A 20,758-nucleotide genomic window follows, 5' to 3' on the forward strand; every position below is an offset into this window, starting at 1 on the left:
TATGGAATATGCGCGAGGGGGCTGAACGCCCCCTCGACTGAAAAATCAGAATGCCTCGGCGGCCATTTCCATCAGGCTGTCGGCGCCAGACTCGATACGCACCTTGCGCAGCGCGGTCTCCGGCATGATCTTCTCCATGAAGAAGCGGCCAGTCAGCAGCTTGTTCTTGAAGTAGTCGGCGTCGCCGGTGCCGGCGGCCAGGTTTTCGTTGGCGGCCTTGGCCATCTTCGCCCACATGTAGCCAAGCACGACGAGGCCGAAGAGGTGCATATAGTCGGTCGAACCGGCGCCGGCATTGTCGGGCTTGGCCATGGCATTCTGCATGAACCACATGGTCGAGGCCTGGAGGTCGTTCAGCCCCTTCTTCAGCGACTTTGTGAAGAAGGCCAGGTTTTCGTCACCACGGTTCTCCTCGCAGAAATCGCCGATTTCCTTGAACATCGCCATGACGGCGCGACCGCCGTTCATGCCGAGCTTGCGGCCGACGAGGTCGAGCGCCTGGATGCCGTTGGCACCTTCGTAGATCATCGCGATGCGGGCATCGCGGACATACTGGCTCATGCCATGCTCTTCGATGTAGCCGTGGCCACCGAAGACCTGCTGGGCCATGACGGCGTGGTCGAAGCCCTTGTCAGTCAGCACACCCTTGAGGATCGGGGTCGCCAGACCCAGCAGATCGTCGGCCGTCTGCTTTTCGGTCGCATCACCCGAACGATGGGCGATGTCGGATTTCAGCGCCGTCCATAGCGTGAAGGCGCGGCCGGCTTCGGTGAAGGACTTGATGGTCAAGAGCGCACGACGAATGTCCGGGTGGACGATGATCGGATCGGCCTTCTTGTCCGGCGCCTTGACGCCCGACAGCGAGCGGCCCTGGATGCGCTCGCGCGCATAGTTCACGGCGTTCTGGTAGGCGACTTCGGCGATCGACAGGCCCTGGAGACCGACGCCGAGGCGCGCCTCGTTCATCATGACGAACATGGCGGCAAGGCCCTTGTTTTCGGCGCCGAGCAAATAGCCTGTCGCCTCGTCATAATTCATCACGCAGGTCGAGTTGCCGTGAATGCCCATCTTGTGCTCGATCGCGCCGCAGGAAACGGTGTTGCGCGCACCGACCGAACCGTCTTCGTTGACCATGAACTTCGGAACGATGAAGAGCGAAATGCCCTTGGTGCCCTCCGGAGCGCCCTCGATGCGGGCGATCACCAGATGAATGATGTTGTCGGTCATGCCGTGTTCGCCGGCCGAGATGAAGATCTTCTGGCCGGAAATCTTGTAGGATCCATCGGCCTGCGGAACGGCCTTCGTGCGCAGCAGGCCGAGGTCGGTGCCGCAATGGGGTTCGGTCAGGTTCATGGTGCCGGACCAGGTGCCCTCGACCATCTTCGGCAGATAGGTCTGCTTCTGCGCGTCCGAACCGTGCACCAGAATGGCGGCGATCGCGCCCTGGGTCAGGCCCGGATACATCATCAACGCCATGTTGGCGGACGACATGTATTCGCCGACGGCGGCGTGCAGCGTGTAGGGCAGGCCCTGGCCGCCGAACTCCTGTGGTACGGCGAGACCGATCCAGCCGCCCTGGCAATAGGCGTCATAGGCCTCCTTGAAGCCCTTCGGCACTGTGACGGTCGCATCGTCGTTGCGCTTGCAACCTTCCTGGTCTCCCGACAGGTTGAGCGGGAAGAGCTGTTCCTCGGCCAGCTTGGCGGCTTCGCCGACGATCGCCTCGATCATGTCCGGGGTCGCATCCTCGAAACCGGGCAAATTATGATAGCGGTCGAGACCGAGCACGTCGTTCAGAATGAAAAGGGTATCGTTTACCGGGGCCTTGTAGACAGGCATTGATCATCTTCCTCCGAGACTGGATGCCGGACGGGGTCCGGATGGGTTCAGGTATATACAAAATATTGACGTTTGCGTAAACGTCAATATCCGCGCGGCCAAGGATTTTTTTATGCGCCGTCATCGAGGACCTCCCTCCCCGACCACATCCACGGCTCGTCCAGCTTCATGTTATTTCAGAAAACGTTAAAAGTTTTTTCAGTCCGGTTAACGGCTTGTTTACCACGTTTCGTGAATTGTTGCGGTGACAAGGTGATGGTCCGTATTGCGTCGCGGCGGCGTCCGGTTTTCCCGGCCACGCTCTTGCGCAATCTGCGTTCCGGGCAGGCCCGTCTGGACGGTCGTCACCGAGCCTTACACTACCCGCGACATCCGGTCCGGGACGACCAGAATCGAAGCGAGCAAGACCATGAACGGATCGCGATCCACTCCTTCCCGCCCCGGCGGCGCCTCGTCGCTCGATGCGCTGAACCGCACGATCGAGGGCCTGGAGGCACGCATCGAAGGCCTCATGGGAACGACGGCGCGGCCGCGCCTGCTGCCGGAAGAGCCCAGACGCGAAGGAGTGCGTGAGCGCGTCGAGGAGCGCCTTTCACGATCCGAGCGCGATCAGCGCACCGATCCCCTTGCCGAGATTCGCCAACGCCAGCGCCTCCTCGAGGAAAGCCGCTCGCGGCCTGTGGAGCGGCCGGCCTCGCCGGCGCGCAGCACCAGTCGCCTTGCAGATCGCATTTCCGACCGGATCGCCGAACGCTCCGAGCCCCACGCCACCGCGCCGCAGCCACGCGCCGCCGCGCCGCAAGCGCCAGCCGCAGCCCAGGCGGAAACGATCACGCGCGAGATCACCCAGGCCCTGCTGGGCCTTCGCCAGGAACTGAAGCAGGACATTTCCGAGGGCCTGGCACGCGAGATCAGCGGCCTGCGCACCGAGATGCGCGGCATCCGCAGCCTTGCCGAACAGCATCGCCCATCGGAGGACTTGCGCGAGGACATCGCCCGTCTCGCCGACAGCATTCACCATCTAGGTGAGGCCAAGGCGCCGGGCGCCGACGGCCTGCGCACCGAATTCGAGGAACTGCGTTCCCTGATGGACGGCCTGGCGCGCGAAGATTCGGTACGCCACATGGAAAGCCGATGGGAGCAGATCGAAGAGCGGCTGGATAACGTCGATCCGGAAGCGCTGCGCGACGAACTCGTGCGGCTCGCCGACAGGCTCGACGATATCAAGGCCCACCTTGGAGAGATGGGCGACAATCGCGCCATCCACGCGCTCGAGGACAAGCTGGTCACGCTCGCCGCCGCACTCGAACATATCGGCGCCCATATCGATCCGAACGAGCGGATGATGCAGGAGCAGTTCGCCGGCATCGACATGCGCCTCGACGAGATCACCCGCGCGATTGCCGCCGGCAGCCGCCTGGCCGCCAGCAGCCCCGACAATACCAGTTTCCAGCGCATCGAGGACCGCATCGGCGGCCTGGCCCGGCAGATCGAACTGCTGGCGGAGCAGCCGTATGCGGATGAAGATCCGGGTGAACACCTTGGCGATCGGATCGAATCGCTTGCCGCGCGCATTGAGGAACTGACCGCCGAACAGGCAGCCGGCCGACTGGAAGAACGACTGGATCATCTCCAGCAACTGCTGGAACGGGCACAAAATCCTGTGCCGCAGCCGGAACTGACAAGCTATCTTGCCGACATTTCCCGCAAGATCGACGCGCTGGACCAAGGCGCAGTCAACGACCGGCTGGCCGACAGGTTGGACGCGCTGGCACGCCGCATCGAGGAGATCGATGTCGCGGAACCCATGCCGGGACGCATCGACGACAGCGTGCTTCGCCATTTTGAAGAACGGCTCAATGCAGTCGTCGACCGGATCGAGGAGACAAGCGTCGCCCCGGCTGGCGACCATTCCAGTCTGCGCAACCTCGAGGAACAGATTGCACATCTCTCTGCATTGATCGGCACCCCCAGCGCGGCCCCCGATTCCGGCAATCAGTTCGCCGGCCGCATTTCGGCACTCGAAGATTATATGGCGACCAGCGATGAGTATATCATCGAAGCAGCGCGCCAGGCGGCCGAGACGGTCATGGAAAGCTATGCTCGACATGCTCCTTCACAGGGTACGAACACCGCGGATGTCGCAGCCTTCTCCGCCCTGTCGGACCATCTGCGTCATCTCGAGGACTTCAGTCGCAACTCGGAAGAACGCACCCACCGCACCTTCGAGGCCTTGCATGACACGCTGGTGCAGATCGCCGGGCGGCTTGACCAGCTCGGCGAAAGCGCTCAACCGCCGGCAGCGCCGGAAAATCCCGCTCCAACGCGTCCGATAACGCAGTCGGCCCGCGAGGTCGTCGCAGAACCAGTTTCGCCGATGGTGGAGCCTCCTCTGTTGAACGAGCACGCCGCCGTGCGCGCGCAGGCCGACACGCTTGCGACCGCCGCGCCGGCGATCGAGAGCCCCCGCGCAGAGAAGAAGACCGAAAAACCGGGCCTGCTCGCCGGCCTCGGCAAGCGCCTGCTGCCCGGTCAGAAAAAGGACGAACAAGCCGTCAGCGGTCGCCGCCATATCGACCAGGCTCCCTCCATCGACGCCACCGATGTCCTGCCGCCGGAAGAGGCCAACGAGCTGCTTGAGCCGGGCTCCGGCGCGCCGGACGTTCGCAAGATCCTGGAGCGCGTCAGGGCGAGCCAAGCCAGCCAGCGTGCCGACACGGGCACATCCTCAAACAACGGCGACCGGTCCGATTATATCGCGGCCGCACGCCGCGCCGCACAGGCTGCCGCGCTGGAGATGGAGCAGACGCCGAGAACCGTCTCTGCCGGGCCGGTGGACGCAAGCGAGAAGGCCTCCGCCTTCGCCCGCTATCGCCGTCCAATCTTCATGGCGGTCGGTGCGATCCTGCTTGCCGCCATGGCAATGCCGCTCGTCAACACGCTGAGCCGCGGCGAAAAATCACCGGCTGCTATCGAAGCGTCGAAGCCGGCAGAGCGCAGCCTTGCTCCCACTGGCGACCAGGAAGATGCCGCCAACGACGTTACCCTCGCAAGGGCGCCGGACCCCACGACGCAGACGGCGGACGCCGATGCGTCAGAGATCAACCGCCAGAACGCCGGCTCTGCGTCGGCACCCGCCGCCGCACTTGTCGAGCGGGCGCCGCTTGATGCCGGTGATCCGGGGCACCTGGAACCCGCCGGCTCCAACCAGACGACGCAACAGACTGACGGTTTCGCAATCGCGCCGAGTGCGACAGCGAAGAGTGAGACTCCTGCCGTGGCCGCAGCCGACAGTGAAGCTACCGTCTCGCCGACCGGCCCTGCCGAGATCGTCGTGCCGGCTGAAATTACACCGCCGTCGCTGGTGTTGGCCGCCAAGCAGGGTGATCCACTGGCCCTCTTCGAGATTGGTTCGCGCTATACCGATGGTCGCGGCGTGCCGGGCGATTTCGCCGAAGCGGCCAAGTGGTACAAGCTGGCGGCCGACAAGGGATTTGCCCTCGCCCAGTATCGCCTCGCCAATCTTTATGAAAAAGGCACCGGCGTTCCGCGCGACATCGCGACGGCCATGGCGCTTTACATCAAGGCCGCGACTGCCGGCAATGCGAGCGCCATGCACAATCTCGCTGTTCTCTACGCCTCCGGCGGCGACGGTGCGCAGGATTACGCCAAGGCGGCTGAATGGTTCGGCAAGGCCGCCGAGCTGGGTGTTTCCGACAGTCAGTTCAACCTCGCCATCCTCTACGCCCGCGGTAACGGCGTGCCACAGGACCTTGAAGGCTCCTACAAGTGGTTCGCGATCGTCGCCAAGAACGGTGACAAGGACGCGACACAAAAGCGCGACGAAGTGGCGAATGCGATGAAGCCGGACCAGCTCGAGCGCGCGCGCGCCGAGGTCGACCTGTGGAAGGCGAAGCCCCTCAACGTCGATGCCAATTCGGCCAACGTACCGGACGAATGGGTCGGCAAAGGACTCAAGACCGCAAGCGTCGACATGAAAAAGGCGATCCGGAACATTCAGGCCATCCTGAACAGGAATGGCTTCGAGGCCGGTACTCCGGATGGCGTGATGGGAGCGAAGACTGTCTCGGCGATCAAGGCCTTCCAGACCTCGATCGGTCACGAAGCCACCGGCCAGGTGACGGACGAGCTGGTCAATGAGCTTCTGGCGCGTAACAAATGACGCCAGACGTCATAAAAATGGAAAAAAGCCAGCGTATGGCAGGCTCCAGAATTGACTCGTCCAGTCTGCGGGCGCAAGAAAGAGATGACATAGGTCAAGTCCATTCAAGGGCTTGAGCCTGTTTCGCTTTCTGCCGAACACAGGCGGCACCCCCGATTTGACCACCTATTAGAACCCGCTCCGGCGGGCCGGCGCATTTGAGGTCCGAGCGTGACGATCTACCTGCCGATCGCAGAATTGTCGGTGAACATCTTTATCGTTTTAGGGATGGGCGCGGCCGTCGGTTTTCTATCAGGCATGTTTGGCGTCGGCGGCGGCTTTCTCATCACGCCGCTGCTGATGTTCTACAATATCCCGCCGGTCGTGGCAGTGGCCACCGGGGCGAACCAGGTGGTCGCCTCCTCAGTTTCCGGCGCAATCACGCACTTCCGCCGCGGCACGCTCGACATCAAGCTGGGTCTCGTCCTTCTCGCCGGCGGTCTGGCCGGTGCGTCGATCGGTGTCCTGATCTTTTCCTGGCTGAGGCGACAGGGGCAGCTCGACCTGGTGATCTCGCTGCTCTACGTCGTCTTTCTCGGAACCGTCGGCGCCCTGATGCTGATGGAAAGCCTGAATGCCATGCGACGCGCGGCGAGGAACGAGCCCGCGAACCTCAAACGACCGGGGCAGCACAACTGGGTGCATCGCCTGCCGTTCAAGATGCGGTTCAAGAAATCGAAGATCTATCTCAGCGTCCTGCCGATAATCGCGCTCGGGTTCGCCATCGGCATCCTGACATCGGTGATGGGCGTGGGCGGCGGCTTCATCATGGTGCCGGCGATGATCTACCTGCTGCGCATCCCGACCAACGTCGTCGTCGGTACCTCGCTGTTCCAGATCATCTTTACAACCGCCTACACAACCATCGTCCAGGCCGCGACCAACTATTCGGTCGACATCGTGCTGGCCTTCATCCTGATGCTGGCCGGTGTTATCGGCGCACAATATGGCGTTCGGGTCGGCCAAAAGCTGCGCGGTGAGCAATTGCGGGCTCTGCTCGGCCTTCTGGTTCTGGCCGTTGGTCTCAGACTGGCGGTCGAGCTGGTGATCACGCCAGACGACCTCTTCTCGATCGCGATCGGAGGCTGATGATGCGCGGCCTCCTCTATGCCAGCTCGATGGTGACGGCGCTTCTCCTGGCCGGCCTTGCACAGGCACAGGTGCCTCTGGCGAACGACATGACCGGCAAGGAGGGGCTGGAAATCGGCACCTCGACCAGTGAAATCGCCATCACCTCTGATTTTCGCGGCGCCGACCTCACCATCTTCGGATCCGTCACCAACAGCGACGCGCTACTGCTCGCCATCGGCCAATACGACGTGGTGGTGGCGCTGGAAGGTCCGCGCGACGATACCACGGTACGCCGCAAGGACCGTTTGTTCGGCATCTGGGTCAACCGCACCTCGATGACCTTCGAGAGCATGCCGACCTCCTATTCGCTGGCGAGCACGCGGGTGCTTTCACAGATCGCCAAGCCGCAAACGCTGACCGAACTCGGCATCGGCGTCGACCACCTGGCGCTGACCCCGACCGGGTACCTGAGCAATGCCGCCAATCTGAAGGATTTCCGCGAGGCATTCCGGCGTCTGAAGCAGACCGGCGGCCTTTACCAGGGCGAGGATGCCGGCGTGCGGTTCGTCAGTCCCAGCCTGTTCAAGGCAACGCTCAGGCTTCCCGCCAACATTCCCGACGGGGTGCATGTCGTGCATGCCTACCTGTTCAAGACCGGCGATTTCATCGCCGAGCAGAAGCTGCCACTCAGAGTGATCAAGACCGGGCTTGAGGACTCGATCTCCAGGGCCGCCCACGAGAGCCCGCTGACCTACGGCCTGTTTGCGGTCCTGCTGGCACTAATCACCGGCTGGGTCGCGAGCCTGATGTTCCGGCGGGATTGACCCGGACAATCTCCAAACAGCTCGGGGGGGACGGCGACCAGCGCGGCATGTGGGCGAAATGTCACGCGTCTGTCACGCACCCGTCATGCGGCGGGTCTAGAGGGTGAGCGCATTCCATTTACCCTTTTGGAGACAGTCCATGCGCACCCTCATTGCAACACTGATTGCCTCGACGGCTCTCATTTCCAGCGTCAACGCCGCAACCATTTACCCGCTCGACCGCGCCACCATTCTCTCGGGCTCGCCGTTCGACTTCAAGGTCGAACTGGAAACGGTCGTCAAGCCGGAAGACGTGAAGATCACCGTCAACGGCCAGGATTACAAGTCGGTGCTGGGCGCCGAGGCCGAATTCGTCGCAGAGGAGAAGGGCAAGGAGGACAAGGTCCTTGGTTCAGCCCTGATCCTGCGCGGCGTTTCGCTGGCGGAAGGTTCCTACACGGTCGAAGTCGCCGCTGGCGACGAGAAGAAGTCGGTCACCTGGGACGTCTACAACACGCCGTCCACGCCGGTCGCCAAGAATGTGATCTTCTTCCTCGGCGACGGCCTTTCGGTCGCGCATCGCACCGCCGCCCGCATCATGTCCAAGGGGATGACCGAAGGTAAGGCCAACGGGCGCCTTGCCATGGACGATCTCGACCGCATGGCCTTCATCGGCACCTCGGCCACCAATTCGATCGACACGGACTCGGCCAACACGATGTCGGCCTATATGACCGGTCACAAGACCGCAATCAACGCGCTCGGCGTCTATGCCGACCGTACTCCGCCGACCCAGGACGACCCGAAGGTCGAGACCATCGCCGAGGCGCTGCGTCGTCAAACGAAGAAGTCGATCGGCGTCGTTTCCACCGCCGAAATCGAAGACGCCACCCCTGCAGCGGTTGTTGCCCACACGCGCAAGCGTGACGACAAGGCCGATATCGTCGGCATGATCCTTGACGTAAAGCCGGAAGTTGTTCTCGGCGGCGGCTCGGCCTACTTCCTGTCGAAGGATATTCCTGGCTCCAAGCGCAAGGACGACAAGGACTACATCAAGCTGTTCCAGGAAGCCGGCTACGCGCTCGCGACCTCCAAGACCGAGCTTGACGCCGCTGCCGGCACCAACACCGGCAAAATCCTCGGCCTTTTCCACACCGGCAACATGGACACGAAACTGGACCGCAGTTTCCTCAAGCAGGGCACGGTCAGCAAGTTCCCTGACCAGCCGGGTCTGGTCGACATGACCAATGTCGCGCTCAACGAGCTCTCCAAGAACCAGGACGGTTTCTTTCTGGTGGTCGAAGGCGCTTCGATCGACAAGATGAGCCATCCGCTCGACATGGAGCGCGCCGTCGTCGACACCATCGAGTTCGACGAGGCGATCGCCGCTGCCCGCGAGTTCCAGAAGTCCCATCCGGACACGATGATCGTCGTCACTGGCGACCACACCCACGGTGTCTCGCTGCTCGGCATGATCGACAACTCCAAGGGTGAGGTTGGTCGCGACAGCGTGAAGGTCAGTTCGGCCGCCGGGTTCCCGACCTACACCGACGCAGACAAGGACGGCTACCCGGACAAGATCGATGCCGATCGTCGCCTCGCGCTGTTCGTCTCGAACTATCCGGACCACTATGAGACCTTCTCGCCGAAGATGGACGGCCCCTACGAGCCCGCCATCAAGAACGAGAAGGGCGAATATGTCGCCAACGAGAAGTACAAGGACCTGCCGGGCGCGATGTTCGTCGAAGGCAACCTGCCGAAGGACGAATCGACTGGCCAGCACACGGTCGATGACGTCGTGTTGCAGGCTGCCGGCCCAGGCGCCGAAGGCTTCAAGGGCTACATGGAAGAAAGCGACGTCTACAAGGTTCTCGCCGACGTCATGGCTCTTGGCACCACACAGACCAAGTAAGCCTATTTCAAGGATCGGACCCGGGCGCTTTTCGCCCGGGTTCTCCAACCGGCCACTCGGCAGTCGCGTGCCAACCGGAGACTGGTTTTCATGAGACCTATACCGAAAGACATTTTCGTCAGTCGCCGAAGCCTCATGTCGGGCTTGGCGGCTAGTTTTTTTCTGCGCGGCAGCGGCGATGCGCTGGCCGGCTCAGTCCTGACCTTCGACGAACTCTACGGCAAGGTCAGCGTGCTCGGGCTGGAATTCTCCGACAAAGTGAAGCAGCTCACCGGACAAACGGTGTCGATGCGTGGCTTCATGGCGCCGCCGCTGAAGGCGGAGGCGGCCTTCTTCGTCCTGACCGAAGTGCCAATGGCGCTTTGCCCTTTCTGCTCGTCAGATTCCGACTGGCCCGACAATATCGTCGTGGTCTACCTCGACGCAAAGCAGACATTCGTCCAGCCGAGTTCGCAGATCGAAGTGACTGGGACGCTTGAGATGGGCTCCTGGACCGATCCGGAGACCGGTTTTGTCAGTCTGCTCAGGCTGCGCAACGCCTCCTACGAAGTGGTTTGACCATGACGCTTGCTCTGGAATCCGTGGAAGTCCGCTTCGCCGGCCTGCCGACCCCGGTGCTGTCGATCGACCGGCTCGACATCGAAAATGGCGAGCGAATTGCCGTCACCGGTGCCTCCGGCTCCGGAAAGAGCACACTCGTCAATCTATTGAGCGGGCTGGAACGGCTGCGCCGCGGCAAAATCGCGTGGGATGGCACGGATCTCGCCGGCCTTTCGGAAGGCGCCCGCGACCGCTGGCGAGCCGAGCACGTAGGGCTGGTTATGCAAGATTTCCATCTTTTCCCCGGCCTTTCGGCGATCGAAAACGTATTGCTGCCGGCTCGGCTTGCCGGCGCAGGCACGCGCGAGCGGGTCGAGCGCGGCCATTTCCTGCTCGAACGCTTCGGCCTTGCCCGACCCAACCAGTCGATCGAGACCATGTCGCGCGGAGAAATGCAGCGCGTTGCCGTGGCGCGGGCGCTGCTGCGCAAACCGGCGATCCTGATCGCCGACGAACCAACCGCCAGTCTCGACAGCGAGGCGGGCGCGGCCGTCGGCGACCTGCTCGTCGCAGCAGCGCGAGAGGAAAACAGCACGCTGATCGTCGTCTCGCATGATCCGCATCTGATCGAGCGTCTCGACCGGCGCATGGCACTGGCGGCGGGCCGCATCGTTTCCGACAGTCCGAGCGGAGTACAGCCATGATCCGCTTCATCCTCTCCGATCTCCGCCGACTGTGGGCCGGTTCGCTGACGGTCTGTCTGCTGGTCGCACTATCGACCGCGCTGGTGATGACTGTGACGCTGCAGGAACGCGCGCTCCGCCTCGGAAGCGCTCGCGCCGCCGACAAATTCGACCTCGTCATCGGGGCAGCCGGCAGCGAGACGCAACTGGTGCTCTCCTCCGTCTTCCTGCAACCGGCACCTTTGCCGCTTGCCTCCGGCAAGGTGCTGGCTGACCTTCTGGCAGATCCGCGCGTCGCCTGGGCGGCACCGGTCGCCTTCGGCGACAGTTTCGCCGGGTATCCGGTCGTCGGCACGACGCGCGTGCTGATCGAGAACACAACGCCCGGCTTTGCCGAGGGACTAATGTTTTCGCATGAAGGCGAAGCGGTGGTCGGTTCGGGCGTCAAGCTGAAGCTCGGCGACGAGGTGAAGCCGATGCATGGCACCGCTGACGAGGGCGGCCATACCCATACCGAACTTGCCTACAAGGTGACTGGCAAGCTGAAGGCGACCGGCACCGCATGGGACCGCGCCATCCTCGTTCCGGTGCAGGCCGTCTGGCACATTCACGGCCTGGAAGAGCACGAACATGAAGAGGCCGATGCACACCACGACGATGCTCAGCGCGATGCGCCGCAGGCGGCAGGGACCGTTGTGGCCGCGCGTGACGAGACGGGCCACGAGCATGGCTCTATCGACGCGGATGCGCCCATCGACGACGACTTCAGCGCGAACGCACCGGGATTGCCGGCAATCCTGGTAAAGCCGAGAAGCGTCGGGGATGCCTACAAGCTGCGGCAGGATTATCGCAAGGGCGACACGGTCGGGGTGTTTCCCGGCGAGGTCCTGACCCAACTCTATTCGACGCTCGGCGATGCCAAGCTGGTGCTGTCTGCCGTGGCAATCGGGGCTCAAATCCTGGTAGCCTGTGCACTACTGATGGTGACGGTCATCCATATCGGCCAGCGGCGCCGGCAGATCGGCGCGCTCAGGGCCTTCGGCGCGCCGCGACTCTCGGTCTCGCTGATCGTCTGGGCGGAACTGATGCTGGTGATCGCGGCAGGCATTGCCGTCGGCACGGGCCTCGGCTTTCTCGCAGCACGCTGGATCTCCGGCACTATCGCCACCAAGAACGGCTTCGCGTTACCGGTCGAATTCGCCCGGCAGGATCTCTGGCAGATCGGCGGCATGGTCGTCTTCGCGGCAGTTCTCTCGGCACTGCCGGCCCTGCTCGCCTATCGCCAGTCACCGGCGCAGGCCTTGAGGGCCTGAGGATAGGCCGGATCGGCTGGGGTGCGAGCCTGATCTTCCGCCGCGACTAAGCCCGTTCGGCCCTCTCCATCTTCGCCTTGACCTCGAGATAGGCCGCGGTCAGCAGGGCCAGCGCCGACGGCGTGCCGGCGGGCATGGGCGTGCCGATATGGAGTGCCCGGAGCTCGGCCATGAAATCCCGCCAGAGGTCTCGCCCACCTTGTTCCAGAAGTTCGGCGCGGATCGCCAGGTCCTCTGACACGTCGAGATATTTGCGGCCCCAGGCGCCCATTTCGGCGAACAGCGGCACAAGATCGATCGACATGTCGGTCAGGCTGTAGATAGCCTTCTGCTTGTGGCTCGGATCGTCGGCACGGCTGAGCAGTCCCCTCTCGACCAGCTTTTTTAGGCGGTCGGCGAGAATATTGGAGGCGATCCCCTCCTCGGAATTCTGCAAAAGCTCGCGGAAGTGACGGCGGTTGCCGAACATGACGTCGCGGATGACGATCAGGCTCCAGCGATCGCCGAGAACCTCGAGCGTCAGATTGATCGGGCATCCCGAGCGGTGGGGTTCGGACATGGCGTCTCCTCTCGACCAGTTGCGATCTGCCATCAGTTGAGCTAAAAGACAACCGCTTTCATATTGCAATCAGTTTTGAGATTCAAAGGGAGGACCCCATGCGCAAACTGATCATCTGGAACCTGATGACGCTCGACGGCTATTTCGAGGGCAAGTCACCCTGGGACCTCGGCTATCATCAACTCGCCTGGGGCGAGGAATTGAGGGCCTATTCACTGGAGATCGGCCGGCAGGCGGACCTGCTCGTCTTCGGCCGCAATACCTATGAGGGCATGGCGGCCTATTGGATCGACGCAACCGAAGAACTGGAGATCAAGGACTACATGAACGCGATCGCCAAGATCGTCGCCAGCCGCAGCCTCGACAGGGCGGACTGGAACAATACCCGCATCGTGCGCGACATCGTCGGCGAACTCACCGCGCTCAAGGCGCAGCCGGGCAAGGACATCTTCGTCTTCGGAAGCGCGGAGCTCTCGGACAGCCTGCTCAAGGCCGGGCTGGTGGACGAGATCCGGCTGTGCATCGTGCCGGTCGTGCTCGGCGGCGGCAATCCGCATTTCAAGCCGGCCGAGACGCCGAGGGTGTTCACGCTGCTCGAGACCCGGCCGCTGAAGACCGGCGGGGTGATCCTGCGCTATGCGCCTGCGCCGGCGGGTTGACCTCAGCCGATGAGGTTGGCGAAGCGGACCGAATAGACCCGGTCGCGGCCCAGCAGGTGGGCGACCAGGGCCGAGCGATCAAAGAAGCCGGTGAACGCCTTATGGCGCAGGTCCAGCCCCCCGGTCAGAACGCCGAAGGCCGGCATCACCAAGCGCGTGCCGTCGCTGGCGAAACAGGGCCGGCGAACGGATTTCTCCCGGCGGCGTACAGTGGCACAGGGATGCAAATGGCCGGCCACCTCGCCCCGGCCGGCGGCAAGACTCGGCTCGTGGCGGAAGATCAAACCACCATAGGCGAGTTCGTCGACCGACAAGCCGGGCAGGTTGGACGTGCCGTCTGGATCGTGGTTACCGTTGATCCAGATCCATTCTCGGCCTGCGGTCATGAGCGCTATGCGATCGCGAAAGGCCTCGGGCATCAGTACGGAACCGACCGGGTCATGGAAATTGTCGCCAAGGCTGACGACGATCTTTGGATCATGGCGAGCGATCACCGCTTCCAGGATCTTCAGCGTCGCCAGCGTATCATAGGGCGGCAGGAACTGCCCTCGGCGGGCGAAGGCGGCACCCTTTTCAAGATGGAGATCGGAAACGACCACCATCTGCAAGTCAGGCAGGACGAGCGCACCGGACGGATCGGCCATTGCCTCGACGCCGTGCACGATGAAGCGAACCGAGCATTGGGCGTGGGTGGCGGAGGGATCCTGTAGGCGGGACAGGCGGTTCATGCGGTCAGTTTTCCTTCAGGCCATTCCTCTAGGCCATGGCCTCGGCGATCAAGTCGTCAGCGGCCTCCGCCAGCACATGTTCCTGGGCCTCGCCTGTGACCGGCTCGCGGCCGATTTCCAGCATCACCGGAACGGCAAGCGGCGAAATATGATCCAGCCGCTTGTGGGTGATGTTACCCTTGATTCTCTTTAGCATATCAGCAAGCCGGGCAATATCGAGAAGACCAGCGGCGGCATCCTGTCGCGTCGCCTGCATCAGGATGTGGTCGGGTTCGTGGCTGCGCAGCACGTCGTAGATCAGGTCGGCCGAGACCGTCACCTGGCGGCCACTCTTCTCCTTACCCGGATGCCGCTTCTCGATCAGGCCGGCGATCACCGCGCAGGTGCGGAAGGTGCGCTTCAGCATCCAGGATTCGGCGAGCCAGGCTTCCAGATCATCGCCCAGCATGTCCTCGTCGAACAGGTCGGAAAGGCTGAGGCGCGCCGAGGCGATCATCGTGCCCATGTCCTCCAGCCCCCAGACGGCGAGCGAATAGTCGGTGGCGACGAACCCGAGCGGTTTGGCGCCCATGCGCTCCAGGCGCCGGGTCAGCAGCATGCCGAGGGTCTGATGCGCCAGGCGCCCCTCGAACGGATAGGCGACGAGGAAGAAGCGGTTGCCGCGTGGGAAACTCTCGACCAGCAGCTCGCCGCGCTTCGGGAGGATCGACTTTTCACGCTGGATCTCCAGCCAATCGCGCACCTGATCGGGCAGGCCCCTGCGGCGCTGCGGATCGTCCAGCATGGCGCGGACCTGCTCGGCAAGATAGGTCGAGAGCGGGAACTTACCGCCGGCATAGGCGGGAATTTTCGGATCCTGCGAGAAAGCGCTGGAGACGAGGCACTCATTGTCGCGCAGGGCCTCGAAGCGCAGCACCTTGCCGGAGAAAAGGAAGGTATCGCCCGGGCTCAGCTGTTCGAAGAAATATTCCTCGACCTTGCCGAGCATCATGCCGCCACGGCCGAGCGAGCCCAGATGGTTGCGCTTGACGAGGCGGACGTTGAGCATCGGCATTTCAACAATGGTGCCGAGGTTGAGGCGATATTGCTGGATGACCTGCGGATTGGAGACCCGCCAGCGGCCGTCCTTGGTCAGGCGGATGCGGGCATAGCGCTCATAGGTCCGCAACGCATAGCCACCGGTCGCGACAAAGTCGACGATGCGGTCGAAGGTGTTTCGCTGCAGGCCGGCATAGGGCGAGGCGCTAATCACTTCGGCATAGAGTTCGTCAGCCAGAAAGGGACCGGCGCAGGCCATGCCGAGCACATGTTGGGCGAGCACATCGAGCGATCCCTCGCCGACCGACGGGGTATCCTGGGCGCCGATATAGTTGGCATCGAGGGCGGCCTGGCATTCCATGACCTCAAAACGGTTGGCCGGCACGAGGATCGCCCTGCTCGGCTCGTCCATGCGGTGGTTGGCGCGGCCGATACGCTGGGCAAGACGCGAGGCACCCTTTGGCGCACCGACGTGGACGACGAGATCGACATCGCCCCAGTCGATGCCGAGATCGAGCGTCGAGGTGGCGACCACCGCCCGCAGTCTGTTGTCGGCCATGGCCGCTTCGACCTTGCGGCGCTGGGAGACGTCCAGCGAGCCGTGATGCAGGGCGATCGGCAGGTTGTCGTCGTTGATCGTCCAGAGCTCCTGAAACAGCATCTCGGCCTGGGAGCGAGTGTTGACGAAGATCAGCGTCGTCTGGAAGTCCTTCAGCACGGCATAGAGTTCCGGCATGGCATAGCGGGCGGAATGGCCGGACCAGGGAATGCGCTCCTCGGTCGTCAGGATGGTGATGTCGGGCCTGGCGCCGCCCTCGACCGTGATCAGGCCAGCCTGACGCTCGTCGGGTGCCGCCTGGCCGACCAGCCAGCGCCGCAGGTCCATCGGCGCTGCGACGGTCGCCGAGAGGCCGATGGTCTTGAGGGCGGGCGCGAGTTTTCTCAGGCGTGCAAGACCGAGCGAGAGGAGATGACCGCGCTTCGAGGTGACCAGCGAGTGCAGCTCATCGAAGATGACATAGCGCAGGTCCTTGAAAAAACGCTCGGCGTCATTGGCCGAGATCAGCAGGGCGAGCTGTTCCGGCGTTGTGAGCAGGATGTCGGGCGGGTTGAGCTTCTGGCGCTGGCGCTTTCCGCTTGGCGTGTCCCCGGTGCGGTTCTCGATCGAAATCGGCAGGCCCATCTCGGTGACGGGCTTCATCAGGTTACGTTCGATGTCGACGGCGAGCGCCTTCAAAGGCGAGATGTAGAGCGTGTGGATACCGGTAAAGGGCGAGCCCGGCGCCGGACGGCGGCGCTCCGCAAGTTCGGTCAGCGATGGCAGGAAGCCGGCCAGCGTCTTGCCGGCGCCGGTCGGGGCGATCAGGAGCAGGCTTTCTCCGCCGCGCGCACGGGCCAGCAGTTCCAGCTGATGGGCACGCGGCTGCCAGCCCTTTTCCGCGAACCAGCGAAGGAAGGGCTTGGGTAGCGTGATTACGGCCTCGCCAGGCTTGATGGAATCAGATGTCAGCACGCCTTGAAGGTAGCGAAGCCGGACGGGAAGAAAAGGGCGGTCGGCAAAAGCTCATGCTGGCGCCGCCGCCGGCCCGCGCCGCCTTGCGCGCGGCACGCCCCCCCCGAAAGGAGGGCGCGTTCAATACGACCCTATCCGCTCATCACATCGCGATGTAGCGGTCCTTGCGGTGGTTGATGGCCAACGTCAGATTGAGCACGACAGCACCGATGATCGAGCAGGCGATGATGTAGGGCGTGGCGACAAAAAAGGAGAAGAGCACGACGGTGCCGTCGAGCACCAGTTGCACGAGGCCGGCGCGCCAGCCGAAACGGTCCTGCAGATAGAGCGCGAGAATGCCAAAGCCGCCAAGACTTGCCCTGTGGCGAAAGAGCGCCAAAAGACCGGCACCGATGACCAGCCCGCCGAAAATCGCTGCGACCAGCGGGTCGATGTGCGCAATTCCGATGGCCTTCGGCACCACCTCCGTCAGGAAGGAGGTGAAGGCGACGGCGGCGAATGTCTTCAACGAAAAGCCGAGCCCAAACTGACGGAATGCCAGCCAGTAGAACGGCAGGTTGATGACGAAAAAGATCAGGCCGAAGGCATAGCCGGTGGCGTAGTGCAGGAGAAAGGCGACACCGGTGGTACCACCGGTGAGCAGCCCGGCACTCGACAGGAGAAGAACCCCCAGAGACGCCATCATCGATCCGGCCGCCAGCCCCTGCACGTCGTCGACAAGCGAGTGACGCTCGGGGCTTGATGTCAGCAGTGTCGCAAAGCTCGTCCTTGCCTCGGTCATTCCCTATTCCCGCCTGTCATTGAACCTGTCTTGCATGCACTCCATAGCCTCAGCGCCGGGGTGTCATCAAGCCAGGAATGCTCGTGAAGAACAGCGGGAGACCGGATCAGGGAACCTCGTCCTCGCCGGGCGTGCCGCCTTCACCTTCCCATCCCAGAAGCTGCCCGGTCTCCTGAGCGTTGAATTTCAACCGAAGGCCTGGACCCGCATCGTCCGCAGGGAGGAATTCCACGCCGAAATGCTCGATCGCCTTGAGCAACTCATCGCGCGCGGCCGGGTCGAGGTCCGAAAGACCATCCTCGAAGCCTGCCAGCGCACCGACCTCCAGCCCGGCCTTCGCGGCCAATCGCTCACGATCGATTTTCGCCAGGGCGCGCGCGGCACCCACAAGTGACGGGGTCAAATCCATGGTGGTTGTCTCCTCTGTCGCCAGTTGTTCCGAGGAGCTTACATCAGGCGCCGGATTCGCACTAGCGCAGCGCGATGTATCGATCGGAGCGGTGATTGATGGCGAGGAAGAGATTCAAAACGACGGCGCCGAGCACCGAAAATGCCACCACCTGCGGGCTAACCACGGCAAAAGCAGCGGCCATGACGATCAGGTCGAAGGACAGCTGGACAAGGCCGGCTCGGATACCGAAGCGATCCTGCACATAGATAGCGAGAATGCCGATCCCGCCGAGACTGGCCCGATGACGGTAGAGCGCAAGCAGGCCGTAGCCGAGCAAAAGACCGCCCAAAATGGCAGCCCAGACCGGAGAAATACTCTCTATCACCAGAAACCGGCTCTCGATTTCGACAAGGAATGAGGTAAGCCCGACCGCAGCAAAGGTCTTCACGGTAAAATCGAGACCGACGCTGCGTAGTGACAAGAGGTAGAAGGGCAAGTTCAGAACGAAGAAAAGCAGACCGAAGCTCAAGCCGCTCCAATAATGCAGAACAAAGGCAAGACCCGCCATGCCACCCGTCAGCAGGCCGACTTTAGCAAGGAGATAGAGGCCGAGCGCGGCGATCATGCTCCCCGAGAGCAGACCCTGCAGATCCTCAGCCGCAGTATGGCGGGTCGGATTGGAATTCCAGATGCCCAGCATGCTCGTCAAATGCGCCATGACACGTCTCCGAAAAAGGCCTCCCGCAACGCAAAGAGTACCCCAGAAACCCGCGAGCGCAAGAGCGATAGGTAAGGTAGGCTGACCTATCGCGCAGTTCGCAACTTTCATTCCGATCACGCGGTCCGGATCGCAATAAACAGGATGCCGAAGACCGGTTTTCCGCCATCCATGCGAATGGTCGTGCGCTCGATGTCAAGCGTTTCAAAACCCTCTGCGGCAAGGGCACCGCGGACATAGTGTTCCGAATGCGCATAGCGCAACGAGGGGGCGAGATGAAAACCGTCCGGCGTAGCGGCATCCTCGACCGAAAAGGCGAAGAGCGCGGCCGGAGAGGCAAGCGCGGCGGCGAGCGCGAAAGCGTTCGACAGGTCGCCGAGATACATCAGGACGTCGGCGGCGGCGACAAGATCGGCACGTCCGCGCGCAAGGCCGCCGGCGAAGACACCCGACAGATCGACATCAACCGACAGGTCCGATCGCGCCAGCAAATCATAAATACCCTTTTCCTCGGCCTTGGCGAGCATGTTGGTCGACAGATCGAAGCCTTCCAACCGCTTGACCATGCCGCGGATCTCGATGCCCAGCAGTCCCGTGCCGCACCCCAGATCAACCGCGCAGTCGAACGCACCACCCTCGTCCCGCACTCTTCGCACCAATGCCGCGAGCTTGCCGGGAACGGAATAGTCGAGCCGCTCGACCAGAACCTCCTCGAACCGATCGGCATAGTCGTCGAACAGGGCTTCGACATAGCGACTCGGCGGCTTGTCGGGTGTTTCGGCCGCGCCGAGAAGAGCCAGTTTCAAGCTGGCCCCGAATATGTCTTCCGGATCGAGCGCCAGCACCCGCTCAAGGGCCACCGCCGCCTCTCCGTCAAGACCGGCCTTTTCGCGGTACTCGCCAAGACGCAGCCAGCCTGCCGCCCAGGTGGGGGCCAGCTCCAGCGCCTGTTCCATCAATTCGGCCGCCGCCGCAGGATCGCCACTTTCAGCAAGCATGCGGGCATAGTCGGCCCGACGGTCGGCAATGACGTCACCGGAAGAGAACTGGGTCGGTTGCATGATAAAATCCCTTGGATCACGCGGCTCTTGACCGAAGGGACGAAAAAACACAAGAGCTAAGTTGTCCGGCGCGAGCGACCGCGATTGCGGGCCTCGCTTGCGAGAAACGGCGCCTCTTCCTATGTGAAGAAAAACAGGAGATTGCCATGACCGAACGGGTCAACAGATTTCTCGGCGACACCCCGGGCCGCACGCTGATCAAACTTGTCGTCGTATCGCTGATCGTCGGCTTTATCATGACCATATTCGGCATCTATCCGGTCGACATCATCGAGGGCATCCGCCACTTTTTCATCGAGATCTGGTATCGCGGCTTCGCGGCGCTCGGTCGGGTCGGTGATTACCTGCTGCTCGGCGCGACCGTCGTCGTTCCGGTGTTCATCGTGCTGAGGCTGATCAGTGCACGGAACTGACATGCTGAAACCCGTGCCGCGGCGCCGGCTGATCGTTCTGGCAGGCACAGGCCTGCTGGCCGCACTTGCCGGCTGCCGCAGCACCGACATCCTGCCGACCGGTGACGATCTCGCAGAAGTCGAGACCGAGGGCGCTCTGCCGATCGTCAATGACCTGCGAGCCAGCCAGGGGCTTTCGACACTTTCAAAGAGCCCGGCTGCCGAAACGGCGGCGCTGGCGCAGGCGAAGCGCATGGCAAAGGCCGGGAAGATGTCACACCTTATCGGCTTCAACGACAGCTTCCTCGAGCGCATGAAGGCGACCGCCGTGCCACTGCCCGCCGCCGAGAATATCGCGACCGGCCAGGACAGCGTCGAGCGCGCCGTCCAGGCCTGGATCGATTCCAGGAAGCATCTCGAAAACATGCTCGGCGGTTATCAGGGCCTCGGCGTCGCCGTTGCGCGCGATCCCTCTTCCGCCAACCGCCCTTATTGGGCCATGGTGCTGTCGGCCTGAGCGATTCCCGCCCCGGCG

General features: G+C 62.9%; 18 protein-coding genes. 10 read left to right on the forward strand and 8 right to left on the reverse strand.

All coding sequences use genetic code 11. The annotated features are described in order from the left end of the window. Positions 1 to 45: 45 nt before the first annotated feature. Complete coding sequence (locus RNA01_RS02255; RefSeq protein ID WP_147178336.1) at positions 46 to 1,839, reverse strand: acyl-CoA dehydrogenase C-terminal domain-containing protein; 1,794 nt, start codon at positions 1,837 to 1,839, stop codon at positions 46 to 48. Between the two features lie 409 nt (positions 1,840 to 2,248). Between RNA01_RS02255 and RNA01_RS02260 the strand changes: the two genes are divergently transcribed. The 7 genes from RNA01_RS02260 (at position 2,249) to RNA01_RS02290 (ending at position 12,383) form a co-directional block, all read left to right on the forward strand. Continuing rightward, positions 2,249 to 6,022, forward strand: coding sequence for a peptidoglycan-binding protein (locus RNA01_RS02260; protein ID WP_147178337.1), 3,774 nt, complete (start codon positions 2,249 to 2,251; stop codon positions 6,020 to 6,022). A 210-nt stretch (positions 6,023 to 6,232) separates the two neighbouring features. Then, positions 6,233 to 7,150, forward strand: coding sequence for a sulfite exporter TauE/SafE family protein (locus RNA01_RS02265; protein ID WP_147178338.1), 918 nt, complete (start codon positions 6,233 to 6,235; stop codon positions 7,148 to 7,150). Continuing rightward, positions 7,150 to 7,956 (forward strand): TIGR02186 family protein, encoded by an 807-nt coding sequence (locus RNA01_RS02270; RefSeq protein ID WP_147178339.1) that lies wholly within the window; start codon positions 7,150 to 7,152, stop codon positions 7,954 to 7,956. Before RNA01_RS02265 ends, RNA01_RS02270 begins: the two co-directional genes overlap by 1 nt. 139 nt (positions 7,957 to 8,095) lie before the next feature. Further along, the gene (locus RNA01_RS02275; protein ID WP_147178340.1) at positions 8,096 to 9,847 is read left to right on the forward strand and encodes an alkaline phosphatase; all 1,752 of its coding nucleotides are present in this window, start codon (positions 8,096 to 8,098) and stop codon (positions 9,845 to 9,847) included. A 135-nt stretch (positions 9,848 to 9,982) separates the two neighbouring features. Continuing rightward, positions 9,983 to 10,405, forward strand: coding sequence for a hypothetical protein (locus RNA01_RS02280; RefSeq protein WP_371864042.1), 423 nt, complete (start codon positions 9,983 to 9,985; stop codon positions 10,403 to 10,405). A gap of 2 nt (positions 10,406 to 10,407) precedes the next feature. After that, entirely contained in the window at positions 10,408 to 11,091 is a 684-nt protein-coding gene (locus RNA01_RS02285; protein WP_147178342.1) for an ABC transporter ATP-binding protein, read from the forward strand. Further along, positions 11,088 to 12,383 (forward strand): ABC transporter permease, encoded by a 1,296-nt coding sequence (locus tag RNA01_RS02290; RefSeq protein ID WP_147178343.1) that lies wholly within the window; start codon positions 11,088 to 11,090, stop codon positions 12,381 to 12,383. The genes RNA01_RS02285 and RNA01_RS02290 overlap by 4 nt, the downstream gene beginning before the upstream one ends. 46 nt (positions 12,384 to 12,429) lie before the next feature. Here the strand turns inward: RNA01_RS02290 and RNA01_RS02295 are convergent, their stop codons facing one another. Continuing rightward, entirely contained in the window at positions 12,430 to 12,942 is a 513-nt protein-coding gene (locus tag RNA01_RS02295; RefSeq protein ID WP_147178344.1) for a winged helix-turn-helix transcriptional regulator, read from the reverse strand. 98 nt (positions 12,943 to 13,040) lie between these two features. Here RNA01_RS02295 and RNA01_RS02300 point away from each other — a divergent pair, with 98 nt between their 5' ends. Then, positions 13,041 to 13,601, forward strand: a complete 561-nt coding sequence (locus tag RNA01_RS02300) for a dihydrofolate reductase family protein (protein WP_147178345.1) — start codon at positions 13,041 to 13,043, stop codon at positions 13,599 to 13,601. A 2-nt stretch (positions 13,602 to 13,603) separates the two neighbouring features. Here the strand turns inward: RNA01_RS02300 and pdeM are convergent, their stop codons facing one another. The 6 genes from pdeM to RNA01_RS02330 form a co-directional block, all read right to left on the reverse strand. Then, positions 13,604 to 14,329, reverse strand: a complete 726-nt coding sequence (gene pdeM / locus RNA01_RS02305; RefSeq protein ID WP_147178346.1) for a ligase-associated DNA damage response endonuclease PdeM — start codon at positions 14,327 to 14,329, stop codon at positions 13,604 to 13,606. 28 nt (positions 14,330 to 14,357) lie between these two features. After that, positions 14,358 to 16,862, reverse strand: a complete 2,505-nt coding sequence (locus RNA01_RS02310; protein ID WP_147178571.1) for a ligase-associated DNA damage response DEXH box helicase — start codon at positions 16,860 to 16,862, stop codon at positions 14,358 to 14,360. Between the two features lie 160 nt (positions 16,863 to 17,022). Further along, positions 17,023 to 17,661 carry a YitT family protein gene (locus RNA01_RS02315; protein WP_147178347.1) on the reverse strand — a complete coding sequence of 213 codons (639 nt, stop codon included), beginning with the start codon at positions 17,659 to 17,661 and terminating at the stop codon, positions 17,023 to 17,025. A gap of 106 nt (positions 17,662 to 17,767) precedes the next feature. Continuing rightward, entirely contained in the window at positions 17,768 to 18,070 is a 303-nt protein-coding gene (locus RNA01_RS02320; protein WP_147178348.1) for a hypothetical protein, read from the reverse strand. A 61-nt stretch (positions 18,071 to 18,131) separates the two neighbouring features. Beyond that, a complete protein-coding gene (locus RNA01_RS02325) occupies positions 18,132 to 18,770 on the reverse strand; it encodes a YitT family protein (protein WP_147178349.1) in 639 nt (212 codons plus the stop codon). Between the two features lie 116 nt (positions 18,771 to 18,886). Beyond that, on the reverse strand, positions 18,887 to 19,831 hold the full coding sequence (locus RNA01_RS02330; protein ID WP_147178350.1) for a class I SAM-dependent DNA methyltransferase: 945 nt from the start codon (positions 19,829 to 19,831) through the stop codon (positions 18,887 to 18,889). A gap of 146 nt (positions 19,832 to 19,977) precedes the next feature. On the opposite strand from RNA01_RS02330, the gene RNA01_RS02335 reads away from it, so the two are divergent. After that, positions 19,978 to 20,244, forward strand: coding sequence for a DUF6460 domain-containing protein (locus RNA01_RS02335; protein WP_147178351.1), 267 nt, complete (start codon positions 19,978 to 19,980; stop codon positions 20,242 to 20,244). A 1-nt stretch (position 20,245) separates the two neighbouring features. Further along, positions 20,246 to 20,740, forward strand: coding sequence for a CAP domain-containing protein (locus tag RNA01_RS02340; protein ID WP_147178352.1), 495 nt, complete (start codon positions 20,246 to 20,248; stop codon positions 20,738 to 20,740). Positions 20,741 to 20,758 lie beyond the last annotated feature (18 nt).

The organism is Paenirhizobium naphthalenivorans (genome assembly GCF_007992095.1).
In the GTDB taxonomy this organism is placed as follows: domain Bacteria; phylum Pseudomonadota; class Alphaproteobacteria; order Rhizobiales; family Rhizobiaceae; genus Allorhizobium; species Allorhizobium naphthalenivorans.

Coding starts and splice junctions, on each gene's coding strand:
- RNA01_RS02255 (WP_147178336.1), bottom strand. CDS start 1,839: ATGCCTGTCTACAAGGCCCCGGTAAACGATACCCTTTTCATTCTGAAC.
- RNA01_RS02260 (WP_147178337.1), top strand. CDS start 2,249: ATGAACGGATCGCGATCCACTCCTTCCCGCCCCGGCGGCGCCTCGTCG.
- RNA01_RS02270 (WP_147178339.1), top strand. CDS start 7,150: ATGATGCGCGGCCTCCTCTATGCCAGCTCGATGGTGACGGCGCTTCTC.
- RNA01_RS02275 (WP_147178340.1), top strand. CDS start 8,096: ATGCGCACCCTCATTGCAACACTGATTGCCTCGACGGCTCTCATTTCC.
- RNA01_RS02280 (WP_371864042.1), top strand. CDS start 9,983: ATGTCGGGCTTGGCGGCTAGTTTTTTTCTGCGCGGCAGCGGCGATGCG.
- RNA01_RS02285 (WP_147178342.1), top strand. CDS start 10,408: ATGACGCTTGCTCTGGAATCCGTGGAAGTCCGCTTCGCCGGCCTGCCG.
- RNA01_RS02290 (WP_147178343.1), top strand. CDS start 11,088: ATGATCCGCTTCATCCTCTCCGATCTCCGCCGACTGTGGGCCGGTTCG.
- RNA01_RS02295 (WP_147178344.1), bottom strand. CDS start 12,942: ATGTCCGAACCCCACCGCTCGGGATGCCCGATCAATCTGACGCTCGAG.
- RNA01_RS02300 (WP_147178345.1), top strand. CDS start 13,041: ATGCGCAAACTGATCATCTGGAACCTGATGACGCTCGACGGCTATTTC.
- pdeM (WP_147178346.1), bottom strand. CDS start 14,329: ATGAACCGCCTGTCCCGCCTACAGGATCCCTCCGCCACCCACGCCCAA.
- RNA01_RS02315 (WP_147178347.1), bottom strand. CDS start 17,661: ATGACCGAGGCAAGGACGAGCTTTGCGACACTGCTGACATCAAGCCCC.
- RNA01_RS02320 (WP_147178348.1), bottom strand. CDS start 18,070: ATGGATTTGACCCCGTCACTTGTGGGTGCCGCGCGCGCCCTGGCGAAA.
- RNA01_RS02325 (WP_147178349.1), bottom strand. CDS start 18,770: ATGGCGCATTTGACGAGCATGCTGGGCATCTGGAATTCCAATCCGACC.
- RNA01_RS02330 (WP_147178350.1), bottom strand. CDS start 19,831: ATGCAACCGACCCAGTTCTCTTCCGGTGACGTCATTGCCGACCGTCGG.
- RNA01_RS02335 (WP_147178351.1), top strand. CDS start 19,978: ATGACCGAACGGGTCAACAGATTTCTCGGCGACACCCCGGGCCGCACG.
- RNA01_RS02340 (WP_147178352.1), top strand. CDS start 20,246: ATGCTGAAACCCGTGCCGCGGCGCCGGCTGATCGTTCTGGCAGGCACA.